General features: G+C 56.4%; 17 protein-coding genes. 11 read left to right on the top strand and 6 right to left on the bottom strand.

What is annotated here, in order from left to right:
- Positions 1–25: 25 nt before the first annotated feature.
- On the top strand, positions 26–1,309 hold the full coding sequence (locus C2E16_RS03010; RefSeq protein WP_038628687.1) for a DUF445 domain-containing protein: 1,284 nt from the start codon (positions 26–28) through the stop codon (positions 1,307–1,309).
- Between the two features lie 8 nt (positions 1,310–1,317).
- Here the strand turns inward: C2E16_RS03010 and C2E16_RS21295 are convergent, their stop codons facing one another.
- From C2E16_RS21295 to lptF, 4 genes are all read right to left on the bottom strand, one after another.
- Positions 1,318–2,550, bottom strand: coding sequence for a YsnF/AvaK domain-containing protein (locus C2E16_RS21295; RefSeq protein ID WP_280173646.1), 1,233 nt, complete (start codon positions 2,548–2,550; stop codon positions 1,318–1,320).
- A gap of 28 nt (positions 2,551–2,578) precedes the next feature.
- On the bottom strand, positions 2,579–2,986 hold the full coding sequence (locus tag C2E16_RS03000; protein ID WP_084969930.1) for a DUF2382 domain-containing protein: 408 nt from the start codon (positions 2,984–2,986) through the stop codon (positions 2,579–2,581).
- A gap of 417 nt (positions 2,987–3,403) precedes the next feature.
- Positions 3,404–4,480, bottom strand: coding sequence for an LPS export ABC transporter permease LptG (gene lptG / locus C2E16_RS02995; RefSeq protein WP_038628689.1), 1,077 nt, complete (start codon positions 4,478–4,480; stop codon positions 3,404–3,406).
- Positions 4,480–5,580, bottom strand: coding sequence for an LPS export ABC transporter permease LptF (gene lptF, locus C2E16_RS02990; RefSeq protein WP_084969931.1), 1,101 nt, complete (start codon positions 5,578–5,580; stop codon positions 4,480–4,482). The genes lptG and lptF overlap by 1 nt, the downstream gene beginning before the upstream one ends.
- Positions 5,581–5,844: 264 nt before the next feature.
- On the opposite strand from lptF, the gene pepA reads away from it, so the two are divergent.
- The 6 genes from pepA to C2E16_RS02960 all read left to right on the top strand — a co-directional run bounded on the left by pepA (position 5,845) and on the right by C2E16_RS02960 (position 12,315).
- A complete protein-coding gene (gene pepA / locus C2E16_RS02985; RefSeq protein WP_084969932.1) occupies positions 5,845–7,356 on the top strand; it encodes a leucyl aminopeptidase in 1,512 nt (503 codons plus the stop codon).
- 175 nt (positions 7,357–7,531) lie between these two features.
- Entirely contained in the window at positions 7,532–7,990 is a 459-nt protein-coding gene (locus C2E16_RS02980) for a DNA polymerase III subunit chi (protein ID WP_038628695.1), read from the top strand.
- 5 nt (positions 7,991–7,995) lie between these two features.
- A complete protein-coding gene (locus tag C2E16_RS02975; protein ID WP_084969933.1) occupies positions 7,996–10,851 on the top strand; it encodes a valine--tRNA ligase in 2,856 nt (951 codons plus the stop codon).
- A gap of 256 nt (positions 10,852–11,107) precedes the next feature.
- Positions 11,108–11,611, top strand: coding sequence for a GNAT family N-acetyltransferase (locus C2E16_RS02970; protein ID WP_038628699.1), 504 nt, complete (start codon positions 11,108–11,110; stop codon positions 11,609–11,611).
- A gap of 99 nt (positions 11,612–11,710) precedes the next feature.
- Complete coding sequence (locus C2E16_RS02965) at positions 11,711–12,007, top strand: hypothetical protein (protein WP_052133967.1); 297 nt, start codon at positions 11,711–11,713, stop codon at positions 12,005–12,007.
- Positions 12,004–12,315 (top strand): DUF2645 family protein, encoded by a 312-nt coding sequence (locus C2E16_RS02960; RefSeq protein ID WP_084969934.1) that lies wholly within the window; start codon positions 12,004–12,006, stop codon positions 12,313–12,315. Before C2E16_RS02965 ends, C2E16_RS02960 begins: the two co-directional genes overlap by 4 nt.
- Before the next feature lie 43 nt (positions 12,316–12,358).
- Here the strand turns inward: C2E16_RS02960 and miaE are convergent, their stop codons facing one another.
- Positions 12,359–13,129 (bottom strand): tRNA isopentenyl-2-thiomethyl-A-37 hydroxylase MiaE, encoded by a 771-nt coding sequence (gene miaE, locus C2E16_RS02955; RefSeq protein WP_038630158.1) that lies wholly within the window; start codon positions 13,127–13,129, stop codon positions 12,359–12,361.
- 70 nt (positions 13,130–13,199) lie between these two features.
- On the bottom strand, positions 13,200–13,625 hold the full coding sequence (gene rraB / locus C2E16_RS02950; protein ID WP_038628704.1) for a ribonuclease E inhibitor RraB: 426 nt from the start codon (positions 13,623–13,625) through the stop codon (positions 13,200–13,202).
- A gap of 161 nt (positions 13,626–13,786) precedes the next feature.
- Between rraB and argF the strand changes: the two genes are divergently transcribed.
- From argF to ridA, 4 genes are all read left to right on the top strand, one after another.
- Entirely contained in the window at positions 13,787–14,806 is a 1,020-nt protein-coding gene (gene argF, locus C2E16_RS02945; RefSeq protein WP_038628706.1) for an ornithine carbamoyltransferase, read from the top strand.
- Positions 14,807–15,042: 236 nt separating this feature from the next.
- Entirely contained in the window at positions 15,043–15,975 is a 933-nt protein-coding gene (pyrB, locus tag C2E16_RS02940; RefSeq protein WP_038628708.1) for an aspartate carbamoyltransferase, read from the top strand.
- A 12-nt stretch (positions 15,976–15,987) separates the two neighbouring features.
- A complete protein-coding gene (gene pyrI / locus C2E16_RS02935) occupies positions 15,988–16,449 on the top strand; it encodes an aspartate carbamoyltransferase regulatory subunit (protein ID WP_038628711.1) in 462 nt (153 codons plus the stop codon).
- An 81-nt stretch (positions 16,450–16,530) separates the two neighbouring features.
- On the top strand, positions 16,531–16,917 hold the full coding sequence (gene ridA / locus C2E16_RS02930; protein WP_038628713.1) for a 2-iminobutanoate/2-iminopropanoate deaminase: 387 nt from the start codon (positions 16,531–16,533) through the stop codon (positions 16,915–16,917).
- Positions 16,918–16,936: the final 19 nt, after the last annotated feature.

Genomic DNA, 16,936 nt, shown 5'->3' with positions numbered 1-16,936 from the left:
TAACGCGCTACGCTATGCTGGTAGCATGGAGAAAATAAACGAACTCAAGCGAGCTAAGCGCCTGGCGCTTTCACTGCTGCTGATTGCCGCAGCTACCTTTATTACCACACTGTTTTTGCCACCCCGGCTTTGGGTCAGCGGCGTAAAAGCGATCGCGGAAGCCGCCATGGTGGGGGCGCTGGCCGACTGGTTTGCCGTCGTAGCCCTGTTTCGTCGTGTGCCGGTGCCCTTTATTTCCCGCCATACCGCCATTATTCCCCGCAATAAAGATCGCATCGGCGAAAATCTCGGCCGTTTTGTTCAGGAGAAGTTTTTAGGCACCGAGTCACTGCTGGCGCTGATACGCCGTCACGATCCTGCGCAGCTGATCGGTAACTGGCTGAGCGCCCCGGACAATGCACAGCGGGTAGGGCAACATCTGCTGCAACTGATGCGCGGCTTTCTCGACTTTACCGACGACGCGCGCATCCAGGGTTTTATCCGCCGCGCGGTGCATAAGGCGATCGATAAGGTCGATTTAACCCAGTCCAGCGCCCTGCTGCTGGAAAGCCTGACCAAAAATAATCGCCATCAGGCGCTGCTCGATGCGGCGATTGAACAACTGCTGCGTCTGCTTAATAAGGAGAGCACGCGTGAGTTTATCGCCATGCAGATTGTGCGCTGGCTGAAACGCGAACATCCGATTAAGGCCAGGGTGCTGCCGACCGAATGGCTGGGCGAGCACAGCGCCGAGCTGGTCTCCAGTGCGGTAAATTCGCTGCTGGACGATGTCAGCCAGGATCAGGGCCATGAGCTTCGTCTGGGCTTTAACCGCGCCGTGGAAAAACTGATTACGCGCCTGAAGAACGATCCCGATATGGCGGAGCGCGCGGAAACGATTAAAGGCTATTTGAAAGAAGACGAGGCGCTTAACCGCTATATCGGCGAGCTGTGGGGCGACCTGCGAAGCTGGCTGAAGGCCGATCTGAACGCAGAAGATTCACGCATCGGCCAGCGTGTTACCGAAGCGGGCCTGTGGCTGGGCGAAACGCTGGTAACTGACGGCGCGCTGCGCGCATCGCTGAATCAGCATATGGAACAGGCGGCGCAGACGGTGGCGCCGGAGTTCGCCGCCTTTCTTACCCGACATATCAGCGACACGGTGAAAAGCTGGGACGCACGCGAGATGTCGCAGCAGATCGAGCTGAATATCGGTAAAGATTTACAGTTTATACGGATTAACGGCACGCTGGTGGGAGGCTGTATCGGACTGCTGCTGTGGGGAATAACGCAGCTGCCCGCGCTGTGGCAATGGCTCAGCGCGGGCTAAGGGCATGATTACTTCTTAACGCCGGTCAGCGGATCTTTATCCAGGTCGCTGCCGGTCAGGCTGTCTTTCTCAAAGCCGGTGGTCGTAGTGCCGGTGACGCCTGTCGCGCCAGTAACGCCGGTGGTGGTTCCGGTCGCGCCAGGCGTGGTTCCGGTCGTGCCAGCTGTGGTTCCGGTCGTGCCTGCTGTGGTTCCGGTCGTGCCAGCCGTGGTTCCGGTAGTTGAGCCGACGCCGGTCAGGCGATCTTTTTCAAGGCCGGTGCCGCCGGTCTGTTCCACTTCAACTTCCTGACGACGTACGGTATCTTTCACCGTTTCTACGCGCTCAGACGTTTCGTTGCGTACGCCAACCTCTTCTTTAATGCGCGCTGTTTTGCTTACCGTCGGCACTTCATGGGATTCTTCCACTTCGATGGTTTTTTCAGACCAGTCGACGTCGCTCAGATAAGCGGGCTCGTCAACCGCAGTGCGGAATACGTCAGCATGCTGTTCAAACAGCGAAACGTCTTCAGCCACTTCGTCTTCAACGGTATAACGACGCAGACGCACCACGCCATCGCTGACCTGACGTTTGCCAATATCAACCTGTTCTTCCGCCAGCTTCAGCGCTTCATGGTTTTCACTGCCCGTCAGGGCTGCGCCCGTTACGCCTGCTGCGGTGGTGCCAGTTACGCCGGTGGTTGAAGCACCGGTTACGCCGGTGGTGCTATCCTTGCCGGTCAGCAGATCGGTTGCGCCTGTTTTGCCCACCGTAGATTTACCGCTGTCGTGATCCAGCGTGCCCGGTACGCCCGCCGTCGGGTCAGTATCGCCTGTTACGCCTTTAGCGCCAGCGTTGAAACCAGCTGAAGTGGTGCGACCAGAAACATCATCGGTTTCGCCCAGGAATTCACGGTCAGTGGTCGAGGCGCCGCGGTTATAAGAAGCGGTATAGTCGGTGGAGTATTGATCCAACAGCGTTTCAATACGATCCGCATCTTCTTTGCGCGCACGGACTGTCAGCAGTACGCCGCCGCCCTGAATGGCTTTGTTGTACTCGGTTGCGTAGTCGTCATCTACGTCATCGCCGAACAGGCGCTGCCAGAAGCTTGGGTGACGGATCTCTTTACCTTCTACGCGTAATCTTTCACCTGAAATAATATCAATATGATTTTCCGCGATACCTTCGGCAATCAGTTTCTCTTTAGCGACTTCCGCCTGCTGTATTTGATTAAAAGCAGTAACGATTTTTTCATGTGCCATAATAGTCTCCTCGTGCTTAGGTTTACGGTTAATTATCTTCCTTGCTGATCTCTATCTCCTGGCTACGTAATGTAACTTTTTGCTGAAATTGCTCATTCTTTTTCAGCTTATGAATATGAACTTCTTCCTTTAATATATGGCGCCGAATAATTTCTACCTGCTCTTCAATTACCGGCACAACTAACACATCGCCTTCCTGTCGCACCTGGGGAAAATAACCTTCCTCAAGCGTTTCATTTTTTTCGATATGTTTTATCTCTACCTCTTCATGCCAGAGTTCCGTCTCCAGCAGCTTCTCAGCCGTCGTGGTAGAGCGGTGAATACGGATGCGGCGGTCCACTACGCGAGTGGTGGTAACCTCCGCCTGCTCCTCTGCCAACGGAATGATTTCATGCTGTTCCGCTTCGTCCTGTTGCGGCGCAATTTTCTTATCCATTACTTTTCCTCCGCGAATAGCGCCGTGTCAGAGTTTGCGTTCATTATCTGGTTGTTTACCGATAACTTACCGTAATAGTTATAAAGCATAGACCAAACGGTGAATTATGAAATAATCGACCAGGGCAAATTGTTAAGAAATATAAATTGGCCTGACAATGAATGATTAAATGGCCCTGTTTGCTGCCATTTTCATTAACAAAAAATTAACTTCTATATGTATCCTGGTTGGGATAAAAACGCGCGGCGTAATAACTGACTCTAAATAATCAGGATTTAATAAACGTAGCGGCAGAAGGCAGTGAAGCGCCCAAATTTACATTTATCCTGTCAGGGCCATAAGGCGTTCGCTATCGCGGGAAGGTAAAAATAAAGGGGAAGATAAGCTGGCGCGGCAGCAGCGTGCCGCGCCAGAGGATTAACGACGCTTCATCAGCATCCAGACGCTGATGGCGAAGAAAGCCGCGCTGGGGAGAATGGCGCCCATTATCGGCGGCAATCCATACACCAGGCTGAGCGGGCCAAAGATCTGATCCAGCACGTAGAACAGAAAGCCGAAGCTAATACCGGTAACGACGCGCACGCCCATCGATACGCTGCGCAGCGGACCGAAGATAAAGGAGAGCGCCATCAGCATCATCACGGCGACCGATAATGGCTGAAAAATTTTGCCCCACATATTGAGGCGGTAGCGTCCCGCTTCCTGGCCGCTCTGCGTCAGATATTTGGCGTAGTTATAGAGACCACGAATCGACAACGCGTCGGGATCGAGCGCCACGACGCCAAGCTTGTCCGGCGTCAGGGTAGTTTTCCATTCGCCGTTGAGGCTCTGCTTGCCGCTAATCTGCTGCGGATTATTGAGGTCTGATTCATCCACCTGCCCCAGTTTCCAGCGACGCGTCTCTTTATCCCACGTCGCAGTGGCCGCGTAGCGTACGCTCTTCAGACGACGTTCATCGTTGAAGTTGTAGATGCTGACGCCGTCCAGCTGGTTGTCGCCCTTGATGCGTTCGATATAGATGAAGTTATTGCCGTCTTTCGCCCACAGGCCGGTCTGCGTGGAGAGCAGCGAACCGCCGAGTAGCTGCTGCGCGCGGAAGTTACGCGCCATCTGCTCGCCCTGCGGGGCGACGAATTCGCCGATCGCCATGGTCAGCAGTACCAGCGGAATCGCGGTTTTCATCACCGAGAGCGCAATCTGCAAGCGGGTGAAGCCGGACGCCTGCATCACCACCAGTTCACTGCGCTGCGCCAGCGTGCCGAGCCCCAACAGCGCGCCAAGCAGCGCCGCCATCGGGAAGAAGATTTCGATATCTTTCGGCACGCTCAGCAGCGTGTAGTAGCCTGCATCCAGCGCGGTATAGGCGCCCTGTCCGGTTTTACGCAGCTGATCGACGAACTTGATAATGCCGGAAAGGGAAACCAGCATAAACAGCGTCAGCATGATGGTATTAAAGATAGTTTTACCGATATAGCGGTCGAGTACGCCAAACATCAGACTGAGCCTCCACGCGTAAAGCGGGCGCGCAGGCGCCGCATCGGCACCGTATCCCACAGGTTCAGCCCAATCGCCAGCGCCAGATAGCTCAGGTTCACCACCCACATCCAGATCGCCGGATCGAGCCGCCCTTTCGAGGCGTTTGATTTCAGCGAGCTTTGCAACAGGAAGAAGATGAGATAAAGCAGCATCGCCGGCAGCATCGACAACACACGGCCCTGGCGCGGGTTCACCACGCTCAGCGGCACCACCATCAACGCCATCACCAGCACCGAGAAGATCAGCGTCAGGCGCCAGTGCAGCTCAGAACGGAAACCCGGCGACGGATTGCCGAACAGGTTAACGAACGCCGCCTGCTCCGCGTCGTCAGGATCGAGCGTCGCGGATTTATAACCGACGATCGCCTGATAGTTAGTGAAGTCGGTAATGCGGAAGTCGCGCAGCAGCGCGGTGCCTTCAAAGCGCGTGCCTTTGTCCAGCGTCACCACCTGCGAGCCGTCCGGCCGCTGCTCCATATGGCCGCTGTCCGCCATCACCACCGATGGACGCGCGTTGCCTTTCGGACGCAGCTGCGCAAGGAAAACGTGGCCAAACTGATTGCCCTTCACGTCTTCTATAAACAGCACGCTGTTGCCGTCGCTCGACTGCTGGAACTGCCCGGCCGCCAGCGCCGCGGCGCCGGGGTTGGCCTTGGCGTTCTGCGTCACTTCGCTTTGATAGCGCGACGACCAGGGGCTGAGCCAGACGACGTTGACCGCCGCCGCCGCCGCGGTCAGCAGCATCAGGAACATCGCCGCTTTGACCAGCACCGCCTTGCTGAGGCCGCAGGCGTGCATCACCGTAATTTCACTTTCGGTGTAGAGCCGCCCCAGCGTCATCAAAATGGCCAGAAACAGACTGAGAGGCAGGATAAGCTGCGCCATTTCCGGCACGCCGAGCCCCAACAGGGTAAGAACTAAGTTTGTCGGGATCTCACCATCGACGGCAGCGCCCAGGATCCTGACTAGCTTCTGACAGAAGAAGATCAACAGCAGGATAAAGAGTATTGCCAGCTGGCTTTTGAGCGTTTCCCGAACCAGATATCTAATGATAATCACGCTTCGTATGCCTGTGAAAACTTGTCTTTTTGCTGGAAAATCGATAGTTTCAACGCTTATTCGCCATTTTTCATCATCAATGGCCGTTGTCATAGATCTAGTGTATGACACAAGCGTTCAGGTGACGTAAAAAATAACAATGTCACTGAAACACAAACTGACGTCCTTTTTTATCAGAAACGTCGTACGCAACGGCGTAAGCGTTACGAAGCGGTACATTCTAGCCGCAGCCAGCGCCGTTGTCTTTAAGATTCAGGAGAGTGCATGGAGTTCAGTGTAAAAAGCGGTAGCCCGGAGAAACAGCGTAGTGCCTGTATCGTTGTGGGCGTCTTCGAACCGCGCCGTCTGTCGCCGATCGCCGAGCAGCTGGATAAAATCAGCGACGGCTATATCAGCGCCCTGCTGCGCCGCGGCGAGCTGGAAGGTAAAGTAGGCCAGACGCTGCTGCTGCATCATGTGCCGAATATTCTTTCCGAGCGTATTTTGCTCATTGGCTGCGGTAAAGAACGCGAGCTGGATGAACGTCAGTATAAGCAGGTGATTCAGAAAACGATCAATACGCTGAACGACACCGGCTCGATGGAAGCGGTCTGCTTCCTGACTGAACTGCACGTGAAAGGACGCAACACCTACTGGAAAGTGCGTCAGGCGGTAGAGACGGCGAAAGAGACCCTTTACTGCTTCGACCAGCTGAAAAGCAATAAAGTCGAACCGCGTCGTCCGTTGCGCAAAATGGTATTCAACGTGCCGACGCGCCGCGAACTGACCAGCGGTGAGCGCGCGATCCAGCACGGACTGGCGATCGCCGCCGGCGTAAAAGCGGCGAAAGATCTGGGCAACATGCCGCCGAACATCTGCAACGCCGCCTATCTCGCTTCACAGGCGCGCCAGCTGGCCGACGCCTACAGCAAGAACATCACCACCCGCGTCATCGGCGAACAGCAGATGAAAGAGCTGGGCATGAACGCCTATCTGGCGGTGGGCCAGGGCTCGCAGAACGAATCGCTGATGTCGGTGATCGACTATAAAGGCAGCCCCGACCCGGAAGCGAAACCGATTGTGCTGGTGGGCAAAGGGCTGACCTTCGACTCCGGCGGCATCTCCATCAAGCCGGCTGAAGGCATGGATGAGATGAAATATGATATGTGCGGCGCCGCGTCCGTCTATGGCGTCATGCGTATGGTGGCGGAGCTGAACCTGCCGCTGAACGTGGTGGGCGTGCTGGCGGGCTGTGAAAACATGCCGGGCGGTCGCGCGTTCCGTCCGGGCGACGTGCTGACCACCATGTCAGGCCAGACGGTGGAAGTGCTGAACACCGATGCGGAAGGACGTCTGGTGCTGTGCGACGCGCTGACCTACGTTGAACGCTTCGATCCTGAAGTGGTGATTGACGTCGCCACACTGACCGGCGCCTGCGTGATCGCGCTGGGCCACCATATCAGCGGCCTGCTGTCGAACCATAATCCGCTGGCGCACGAGCTGATCGGCGCTTCCGAGCAGGCGGGCGACCGCGCCTGGCGTCTGCCGATGGCTGACGAATATCAGGAACAGCTGGAATCCAACTTCGCCGATATGGCGAATATCGGCGGCCGTCCCGGCGGCGCGATTACCGCGGCCTGCTTCCTGGCGCGCTTCGCCCGTAAATATAACTGGGCGCACCTGGATATCGCCGGCACCGCCTGGCGTTCCGGTAAGGCCAAAGGCGCCACCGGCCGTCCGGTCGCCCTGCTCTCTCAGTTCCTGCTGAACCGCGCCGGAATGAACGGCGACGACTAAGCTGTTATAACGCTGACGGCTACGCCGCCAAAACTTAAGCGGCGTAGCCGGTTTGCGCTTTCGGAAACGACGCAGGCCGCCGCGTTTTACCGGTACGCCGCGTCAAACGTTAGAACACGAATCAGGCATTAACTCCGCGTCTGACATCAACGTCCGACGCCGACAGGCATAAATGATGAAAAAGGCCACCTTCTATCTTCTGGAAACCGATGCGCAGACGGAAGGATTGAGCGCCGTCGAGGCGCTGGTGTGCGATTTAGCGGAAATGCGCTGGCGTGAAGGCAAGCGCGTGCTGATCGCTTGTGAAGATGAGCAGCAGGCCATCCGACTGGATGAAGCCCTGTGGCAGCGTCCGGCCAACGCCTTTGTGCCGCACAATCTGGCTGGCGAAGGGCCGAAATATGGCGCACCGGTAGAGCTCGCCTGGCCGCAGCGCCGCGGCAACGCGCCGCGCGATCTGCTGATCAGCCTGCTGCCGCAGTTTGCAGATTTTGCCACCGCTTTCCATGAAGTGATAGACTTTGTCCCTTACGAAGAATCTTTGAAACAGCAGGCGCGCGACCGTTATAAAGCGTATCGCAGCGTCGGCTTCCACTTGAATACGGCAACCCCGCCACAGCCGCAAACGACATAGCAGAAATGGAAAAGACATATAATCCGCAAGAGATCGAACAGCCGCTTTACGAGCATTGGGAAAAGCAGGGCTACTTCAAACCGAATGGCGATGCCAGCCAGGAAAGCTTCTGCATCATGATCCCGCCGCCGAACGTTACCGGTAGCTTGCATATGGGTCACGCCTTTCAGCAAACCATTATGGACACCATGGTGCGTTACCAGCGCATGCAGGGTAAGAACACGCTGTGGCAGGTGGGCACCGACCACGCCGGTATCGCGACTCAGATGGTCGTAGAGCGTAAGATCGCCGCTGAAGAAGGCAAAACACGCCAGGATTATGGTCGCGACGCCTTTATCGACAAAGTGTGGCAGTGGAAAGCGGAGTCTGGTGGCACCATTACCCGCCAGATGCGCCGTCTCGGCAACTCCGTCGACTGGGAGCGCGAGCGCTTTACCATGGATGAGGGTCTCTCTAACGCCGTTAAAGAGGTCTTTGTTCGCCTGCATAAAGAAAACCTGATCTACCGCGGCAAACGCCTGGTCAACTGGGACCCGAAACTGCGCACCGCCATCTCCGATCTGGAAGTGGAAAACCGCGAAACCAAAGGGTCCATGTGGCATATCCGCTACCCGCTGGCCGACGGCGCGAAAACCGCTGACGGCAAAGATTACCTGGTCGTGGCCACCACTCGCCCGGAAACCCTGCTGGGCGATACCGGTGTGGCGGTCAACCCGGAAGATCCGCGTTATAAAGATCTGATCGGCAAATTCGTTATGCTGCCGCTGGTGAACCGTCGTATTCCGATCGTGGGCGACGAACATGCCGATATGGAAAAAGGTACCGGCTGTGTGAAGATCACCCCGGCGCACGACTTTAACGACTATGAAGTTGGTCGTCGTCATAAGCTGCCGATGATCAATATCCTGACCTTTGACGGCGATATCCGTGAAAGCGCGCAGGTTTACGACACTAACGGCGAAGCGTCCGACGTCTACGACGCCACGCTGCCGGAAGCGTTCCGCAATATGGAACGTTTCGCCGCGCGTAAAGCGATCGTCGCCGCCGTGGACGAGCTGGGCCTGCTGGAAGAAGTGAAAGCCCACGATCTGACCGTGCCTTACGGCGATCGCGGCGGCGTCGTTATCGAGCCGATGCTGACTGACCAATGGTACGTGCGCACCGCGCCGCTGGCGAAAGTTGCGGTGGAAGCGGTAGAAAACGGCGACATTCAGTTTGTGCCGAAGCAGTATGAAAACATGTACTTCTCCTGGATGCGCGATATTCAGGACTGGTGTATCTCCCGTCAGCTGTGGTGGGGTCACCGCATTCCCGCCTGGTATGACGAAGAAGGCAACGTCTATGTTGGCCGCAGCGAAGAAGAAGTGCGCGCGGAAAACCAGATCGACGCCAGCATCGCGCTGCGTCAGGATGAAGATGTGCTGGACACCTGGTTCTCCTCTGGTCTCTGGACCTTCTCTACCCTGGGCTGGCCGGAAAACACCGAAGCGCTGCGCACCTTCCACCCGACCAGCGTGCTGGTAAGCGGCTTCGACATCATCTTCTTCTGGATCGCGCGCATGATCATGCTGACCATGCACTTCATGAAGGATGAAAACGGCAAGCCGCAGGTGCCGTTTAAAACCGTCTATATGACCGGTTTGATCCGCGATGAAGAAGGCCAGAAGATGTCGAAATCGAAAGGCAACGTCATCGATCCGCTGGATATGGTGGACGGCATTACGCTTGAAGCGCTGCTGGAAAAACGCACCGGCAACATGATGCAGCCGCAGCTGGCGGAGAAAATCCGCAAGCGCACCGAGAAGCAGTTCCCGAACGGCATCGAGCCGGCGGGCACCGACGCGCTGCGCTTTACCCTGGCGGCGCTCGCCTCTACCGGCCGCGATATCAACTGGGATATGAAGCGTCTGGAAGGCTACCGCAACTTCTGCAACAAGCTGTGGAACGCCAGCCGCTTTGTGCTGATGAACACCGAAGATCAGGATTGCGGACAGAACGGCGGCGAAATGACGCTGTCGCTGGCGGATCGCTGGATTCTGGCCGAGTTCAACAACACGGTGAAGGCGTACCGCGAGGCGCTGGACAGCTATCGCTTCGATATCGCCGCCAACATTCTGTACGAGTTCACCTGGAATCAGTTCTGCGACTGGTATCTGGAGCTGACCAAGCCGGTAATGCACAACGGTTCCGAGGCGGAGCTGCGCGGCACGCGCCATACGCTGGTGACGGTGCTGGAGGCGCTGCTGCGTCTGGCGCATCCGATCATTCCGTTCATTACCGAGACCATCTGGCAGCGCGTGAAAGTGCTGAAAAACATCAGCGACGATACCATCATGCTGCAACCGTTCCCGTCGTATGACGCGACGAAAACGGACGATGCGGCACTGGCCGATACCGAATGGCTGAAGCAGGCGATCGTGGCGGTGCGTAATATTCGCGCCGAGATGAACATCTCTCCGGGCAAACCGCTGGAGCTGCTGCTGCGCGGCGCCAGCGCCGATGCCCAGCGTCGCGTGACCGATAACCGCACCTTCCTGCAGGCGATGGCGCGTCTTAGCGATATCACGCTGCTGCCGCAGGGCGATAAAGGCCCACTTTCCGTCACCAAACTGGTGGACGGCGCCGAGCTGTTGATCCCGATGGCGGGTCTGGTGGATAAAGAGGCGGAGCTGGATCGTCTGGCGAAAGAGCTGGCGAAAGTCGAAGCCGAGATGGAGAAAATTCAGTCTCGTCTGGGCAACGAATCCTTCGTCGCGCGCGCGCCAGGAGCGGTAGTAGCAAAAGAACGCGACCGTATGGCGGAGCTGGAACAGGGCAAAGCCAAACTGATCGAACAGCAGGGCGTGATCGCCGCGCTGTAAGGCTGGAAGCAACCGTGGCGTCGCGCTTCGTTACGGTTTATTCCGCCTTTCTACTCACCCTGACGGCTTACGCCGCCGGGGTGTTTTTTTATGCGCCGTGCTTTACCGGCGTCAGGGTGAGCAGGATGCTACGGTTTTTGCGATATCCCCTTTTCTCCCTGCGCCAGACTGAAATTTTCTCAACGCCGCAGCCATTGCATCACCCGGCGAGCGATGTTATTACACTCTTTTTGATTTTCTTATTCCGAGCCAGACGATGACTATCGCTTCCGACACTTCGCTACGCATTCGCCCCATCACGCTGGCGGATAATCCGCATATCGCCCAGGTTATCCGTCACGTTTCGGCGGAATTCGGCCTGACCGCCGATAAAGGCTATACCGTTTCCGATCCGAACCTGGATCATCTGTTTGAGCTTTACAGCGAAACAAACAGCGCCTACTGGATTATCGAGCTGGACGGCAAGGTAGCAGGAGGCGGCGGAATTGCGCCGTTGCAATGCAGCGCGCCGGATATTTGTGAGCTGCAAAAGATGTATTTTCTGCCGCAGCTGCGCGGCCGGGGCGTGGCATGGCAGCTGGCGCAGCAGGCGTTCGATTTCGCCCGCGAACGCGGCTTTAAGCGCTGCTATCTGGAAACCACCGCCAGCCTGACGCAGGCGATTCGGCTGTATGAGAAGCTCGGCTTTGAACATATCGACGGGCCGCTGGGCTGTACCGGCCACGTCGACTGCGAGGTCAGAATGCTGAAGGCGCTGTAAGCGCCTTTTTTATTGTCGGCGCGTGGATAGAACGATTATTGACCTAACAGTAAACAGTCAGTGAAAGTTAGCACGTATGCATTATGCCAGGGAGGCGCTATGAATATGTTTTGTAAAGTTGATGAGGAAGGTTTCCCTCACTGGAACGGGGTAGATTTCATGCGGTTTTGGTTTTTGCCTAATAACCGACGTTTTCTTACTGGGGAAAATTATTTGTGGGCATATAAAGCCGCCTGGCTGGTATATAACAAAAGCAGGGTAATAAAAATAGCGCAGGAGGAAAAAATTCCAGCCATATTATTAGCTGGCGTAGCGATTGCTGAAGTTGGAGTCTTATGGCAGACGTATTGTAGAAAAAAAGAAACGCTAAAAAGAATACTGGGGCAGGGAAAATGAACTGGAAGAAACTTTGCTTAGCCCTGCTTTACAGCGGCTTTTGCTTTTTTAACATCGCATATCTCTCTTACTTCAAAGAAGAGCAATATATTGGCGACGAGGGAATAAACACGGTATGTGATGCTATGCAGTATCTGGTCGTCGATGACAGCCGTGATTTTACCGCGCCTTTGACGCTACTGATGATATTGCCGCTTCTTTGGTTCAGCCTGTGCCGCAAACATCGCGCACTTTATCTGATGCTGCTCTCCATATTATTACTGGCGTTCTGGTACTGGTGTTTTTTCGGTCGGTTACAGTTCTGCTGATAGCGGCTTCGCTCCCAGCCGTTTTCCTCCGGGAGCGAATGGTTTACTGATTCGTCCAGTCCGGCACGCCGCTGTGAAAACGCAGCTCGCTGTCCGGCGCCTGAATCAGGCGCGCTTCCGCCGCGCCGATTTGCTGTACGCGCTCGCTGATGTCAAAGGGCGCGATGCGCGCCGCCAGCGCCAGATAGTCCTGATAGTGACGCGCTTCGGAACGCAGCAGCGAGACGTAAAACTTCGCCAGTTCCTCATCAAGAAACGGCGCCAGGCTGGCGAAACGTTCGCAGGAGCGCGCTTCAATGTAGGCGCCGCAGATCAGCTTATCCACCAGCGTTTCCGGCTCGTGCGTGGTGATTTCGCGCATTAGCCCTTTGGCATAGCGGCTGGCAGTGATTTTCTGATAGAGAATGCCGCGTGCCTGCATGATTTCCCAAACCTGATAGAAATGGTGCAGCTCTTCTTTAATCAGCAGCACCATTTTATCCAGCAGCTCGTCGCCCCAGGGGATATCGTTGCGCGCGATAATGCGCTTCGACAGGTTTTTATGCGCCTCGATAAAGCCGCTGTCGGGATCTTCGCGAAAGATAAAAGCTTCATAGGGCTGGAGCCAGGCCAGGATGGCGTCGCCGCTCGGCTTATCGGCCACATATTTACGGATCAGCCAGACGGCGGTCTGGGCCGCTTTGAGTTCACAAACCAGATGGTCGGTCAGCAGCAGCGTCAGGTTCTCAGGTTTGCGCGCCTCCTCGATCCAGGATTGCGGCGTGCGGCAGTGCAGAAATTGATGAACAGGGGCAAGAAGATCGGCGTAATTCATGGCATAGCTACGGTTAAAGGGCGCGCCGAACAACAGCGACGCGCCGGATCAATGGTCAGACGGCGGAAGATCAGTGACGAACGCCGTTGTCGTCGTCATCGAGGTAGTCACCCTCGCCTTCTTCATCTTCGTCTTCCGCATCGGGATCTTCAAAATAGGTGCCCCAGCCGTCGTAATCCACATTATGTTTGCCGGCCAGAATAACCAGCTGCTCAACCTGGGCGTCAATCAGTTCAGGGTTCAGCGCCAGTTCGCTCAGGATATCCACGCACATCACGGTTGAGCCATCTTCCAGCTCCAGCTCTTCCGGGTCGGTGACCTCATAGCCCAGCTTGAACGCATCGACCGCCGCTTTTTCCAGCGCGTCGAAGCTGTCGCTGGAGAGGTGATGCTCAATGGTGTAGAGCGCATCAGGGTCGCTACCGTCTTCCAGCAGCTCTTCGATAATCGCTCGGGTCTCTTCGCGCTGCTCTTCCAGTAATTCTTCATATGCCATGATGGGTTCCTCAGTGTGTGGCAAACAATGTGATTATTTTCCCACACTGCACTCCGCGCCACTACACAAAAGCAAAAGTTTATTGCACTCAGGGTTGAAAATGCATATTCATACGGTTAGATTGAATTTTAATTCATTTGTTACAGAACAAGGAGCGCTGTATGAGCCACTTTTACCAACGTCATTTCCTCAGGCTGCTCGACTTTACCCCTGCTGAAATCAACGCGCTGTTGGCGCTCGCCGCTGAATTAAAAATCGCGAAAAAAAATGGCGAGGAGATTCCGCAGCTACAGGGCAAGAATATCGCGCTCATCTTCGAAAAAGAATCGACCCGCACCCGATGCTCTTTCGAAGTTGCCGCCTACGATCAGGGCGCGCGGGTGACTTATCTTGGCCCCAGCGGCAGCCAGATCGGCCATAAAGAGTCAATTAAAGATACCGCGCGCGTGCTGGGCCGCATGTATGACGGCATTCAGTATCGCGGCCACGGCCAGGCGGTAGTGGAAACCCTGGCGCAGCACGCTGGCGTACCGGTCTGGAACGGCCTGACCGATGAGTTTCATCCGACGCAGCTGCTGGCCGACCTGTTGACCATGCAGGAGCATCTGCCGCAAAAATCGCTGCGCGCCATGACGCTGGCCTATGTTGGCGACGCGCGCAACAATATGGGCAACAGCCTGATGGAGGCCGCCGCGCTGATGGGTTTCGACCTGCGTCTGGTGGCGCCGCAAAGCTGCTGGCCGGAAGCGGATCTGGTTGAGGAGTGCCGAAACGTCGCCAGCCAGAACGGCGGCAAAATCACCCTGACGGCGGATATCGCCGAAGGCGTGCAGCAGGCGGACTTTATCTATACCGACGTTTGGGTATCGATGGGCGAGGCGAAAGAGCGCTGGCAGGAGCGCATCGCCCTGCTGCACGACTATCAGGTGAATATGGCGATGCTGCGGCTTACCGGCAATCCGCAGGTGAAGTTCCTGCACTGCCTGCCCGCCTTCCATGACGATCAGACCACGCTCGGCAAACAGATGGCGGAACAGTATGACCTGCACGGCGGCATGGAAGTGAGCGACGAGGTATTCGAATCGGCGCACAGTATTGTCTTCGATCAGGCGGAAAACCGGCTGCACACTATCAAAGCGGTGATGGTCGCCACGCTGACGAAACCCGCGCCGACAGCGTAACGCAAACGGTTAACCTCTACGCGATTTTTGCTTGAAGCAGAAAGCTGATTGCGTATAATGCCCGACAATTTGCCGGGAGGACCTATGCCGCTGAGCACCACGATAAGCATCGCTCAATCACGCCTGAACGCAGGCGCGGCGCCTGTTTCCTTCCGTCAGCGACCGATCGTAAAAGCCCCTCATTGCAGGGGCTTTTTTTTCGTCCTTAATCCGGCACGCCTGAAGGAGAGCGACGCATGAATCCGCTGTATCACAAGCATATTATTTCGATTAACGATCTCAGCCGCGAAGAGCTGGAGCTGGTGCTGCACGCGGCGGCCAGCCTGAAAGCGAATCCACAGCCGGAGCTGCTGAAGCATAAAGTGATCGCCAGCTGCTTTTTTGAAGCCTCGACGCGCACGCGCCTCTCTTTTGAAACCGCCATTCAGCGCCTGGGCGCGGCGGTGGTCGGCTTCTCCGACAGCAGCAATACCTCGCTGGGCAAAAAGGGCGAAACGCTGGCCGACACCATTTCCGTTATCAGCACCTACGTCGACGCCATTGTGATGCGCCATCCGCAGGAGGGCGCGGCCCGCCTCGCCACCGAATTTTCCGGCAGCATTCCGGTGCTGAACGCCGGCGACGGCGCCAACCAGCATCCGACGCAGACGCTGCTCGACCTGTTCACTATTCAGGAAACGCAAAGCCGTCTCAGCAACCTCAACGTGGCGATGGTCGGCGACCTGAAATATGGCCGCACCGTTCACTCGCTGACTCAGGCGCTGGCGAAGTTCGAGGGCAACCGCTTCTTCTTTATCGCCCCGGAAGCGCTGGCGATGCCCGCCTACATCACCGATATGCTGGATGAGCGGAATATTCCATGGAGCCGTCACGGCAGTATCGAAGAGGTGGTGCCGCAGGTGGATATCCTCTATATGACGCGCGTGCAGAAAGAGCGTCTCGATCCTTCCGAATACGCCAACGTCAAAGCCCAGTTCGTGTTGCGCGCCGCCGGTTTGCAGGGCGCGCGCGACAATATGAAAGTGCTGCACCCGCTGCCGCGCGTGGATGAGATCGCCACCGATGTGGATAAAACGCCGCACGCCTGGTATTTCCAGCAGGCCGGCAACGGCATTTACGCACGTCAGGCGCTGCTGGCGCTGGTGCTGAACAGCGATCCGGTTCTGTAAGGAGAAGAGAAGATGATGCAAGATAAACTCCAGGTTGAAGCGATCAAGCGCGGTACGGTGATCGATCATATCCCGGCGCAGATCGGTTTTAAGCTGCTGACGCTGTTCCGCCTGACGGAAACCGATCAGCGCATCACTATCGGGCTTAACCTGCCTTCCGGCGCGCTGGGCCGGAAAGATCTCATCAAGATCGAGAACACCTTTTTAACCGACGATCAGATCAACCAGCTGGCGGTCTATGCGCCGCACGCCACCGTTAACCGCATCGATGATTACAACGTGGTCGCTAAAATCGTGCCGACGCTGCCGGATCGCATTGAGCGTGTGCTGACCTGCCCTAACAGCAACTGCATCAGCCGCAGCGAGCCGGTCTGCTCCAGCTTTCAGGTAAGAAAACGCGCCGAGTCGGTGCTACTGAAGTGTAAATACTGCGAGAAAGAGTTCGCTCATCAGGTGGTGCTGGCGAACTGGTAATCACTTTTCGTCTCCCTATAATGGGGGCGATACGGCGGGCAGGCCGCCCGCCTCGCAACATGCCACTAATCAGGAGAATTTATGTCACGCGAAATCAGCACGGAAAAAGCCCCAGCCGCCATTGGTCCGTACGTTCAGGGCGTTGATCTGGGCAGCATGATCATCACCTCTGGCCAGATTCCGGTCGATCCCAAAACCGGCGCGGTCGCTGATGACGTCGCGGCGCAGGCGCGTCAGTCGCTGGAAAACGTTCAGGCCATCGTGGAAGCGGCCGGACTGAAGGTCAGCGATATCGTGAAAACCACCGTGTTCGTGAAAGATCTCAATGACTTCGCTACCGTTAACGCCGCCTATGAAGCCTTCTTCAGCGAACACGGCGCGCCTTTCCCGGCCCGCTCCTGCGTAGAAGTGGCGCGTCTGCCGAAAGATGTGAAAATCGAAATCGAAGCGATCGCCGTTCGTCGCTAAAACGCCAGGCTGCCGCGCC

Source organism: Mixta calida (genome assembly GCF_002953215.1).
GTDB classification, from domain to species: domain Bacteria; phylum Pseudomonadota; class Gammaproteobacteria; order Enterobacterales; family Enterobacteriaceae; genus Mixta; species Mixta calida.
This window is presented reverse-complemented; position numbering and strand designations above follow the sequence as displayed.

What these genes read in the sequence shown, in the direction of transcription:
- ridA (WP_038628713.1), top strand. Translation starts at nt 16,531, where the DNA reads ATGTCACGCGAAATCAGCACGGAAAAAGCCCCAGCCGCCATTGGTCCG.
- lptG (WP_038628689.1), bottom strand. Translation starts at nt 4,480, where the DNA reads ATGTTTGGCGTACTCGACCGCTATATCGGTAAAACTATCTTTAATACC.
- C2E16_RS03000 (WP_084969930.1), bottom strand. Translation starts at nt 2,986, where the DNA reads ATGGATAAGAAAATTGCGCCGCAACAGGACGAAGCGGAACAGCATGAA.
- C2E16_RS02965 (WP_052133967.1), top strand. Translation starts at nt 11,711, where the DNA reads ATGAATATGTTTTGTAAAGTTGATGAGGAAGGTTTCCCTCACTGGAAC.
- pepA (WP_084969932.1), top strand. Translation starts at nt 5,845, where the DNA reads ATGGAGTTCAGTGTAAAAAGCGGTAGCCCGGAGAAACAGCGTAGTGCC.
- C2E16_RS02970 (WP_038628699.1), top strand. Translation starts at nt 11,108, where the DNA reads ATGACTATCGCTTCCGACACTTCGCTACGCATTCGCCCCATCACGCTG.
- argF (WP_038628706.1), top strand. Translation starts at nt 13,787, where the DNA reads ATGAGCCACTTTTACCAACGTCATTTCCTCAGGCTGCTCGACTTTACC.
- pyrI (WP_038628711.1), top strand. Translation starts at nt 15,988, where the DNA reads ATGATGCAAGATAAACTCCAGGTTGAAGCGATCAAGCGCGGTACGGTG.
- C2E16_RS21295 (WP_280173646.1), bottom strand. Translation starts at nt 2,550, where the DNA reads ATGGCACATGAAAAAATCGTTACTGCTTTTAATCAAATACAGCAGGCG.
- C2E16_RS02975 (WP_084969933.1), top strand. Translation starts at nt 7,996, where the DNA reads ATGGAAAAGACATATAATCCGCAAGAGATCGAACAGCCGCTTTACGAG.
- C2E16_RS02960 (WP_084969934.1), top strand. Translation starts at nt 12,004, where the DNA reads ATGAACTGGAAGAAACTTTGCTTAGCCCTGCTTTACAGCGGCTTTTGC.
- C2E16_RS03010 (WP_038628687.1), top strand. Translation starts at nt 26, where the DNA reads ATGGAGAAAATAAACGAACTCAAGCGAGCTAAGCGCCTGGCGCTTTCA.
- miaE (WP_038630158.1), bottom strand. Translation starts at nt 13,129, where the DNA reads ATGAATTACGCCGATCTTCTTGCCCCTGTTCATCAATTTCTGCACTGC.
- C2E16_RS02980 (WP_038628695.1), top strand. Translation starts at nt 7,532, where the DNA reads ATGAAAAAGGCCACCTTCTATCTTCTGGAAACCGATGCGCAGACGGAA.
- pyrB (WP_038628708.1), top strand. Translation starts at nt 15,043, where the DNA reads ATGAATCCGCTGTATCACAAGCATATTATTTCGATTAACGATCTCAGC.
- rraB (WP_038628704.1), bottom strand. Translation starts at nt 13,625, where the DNA reads ATGGCATATGAAGAATTACTGGAAGAGCAGCGCGAAGAGACCCGAGCG.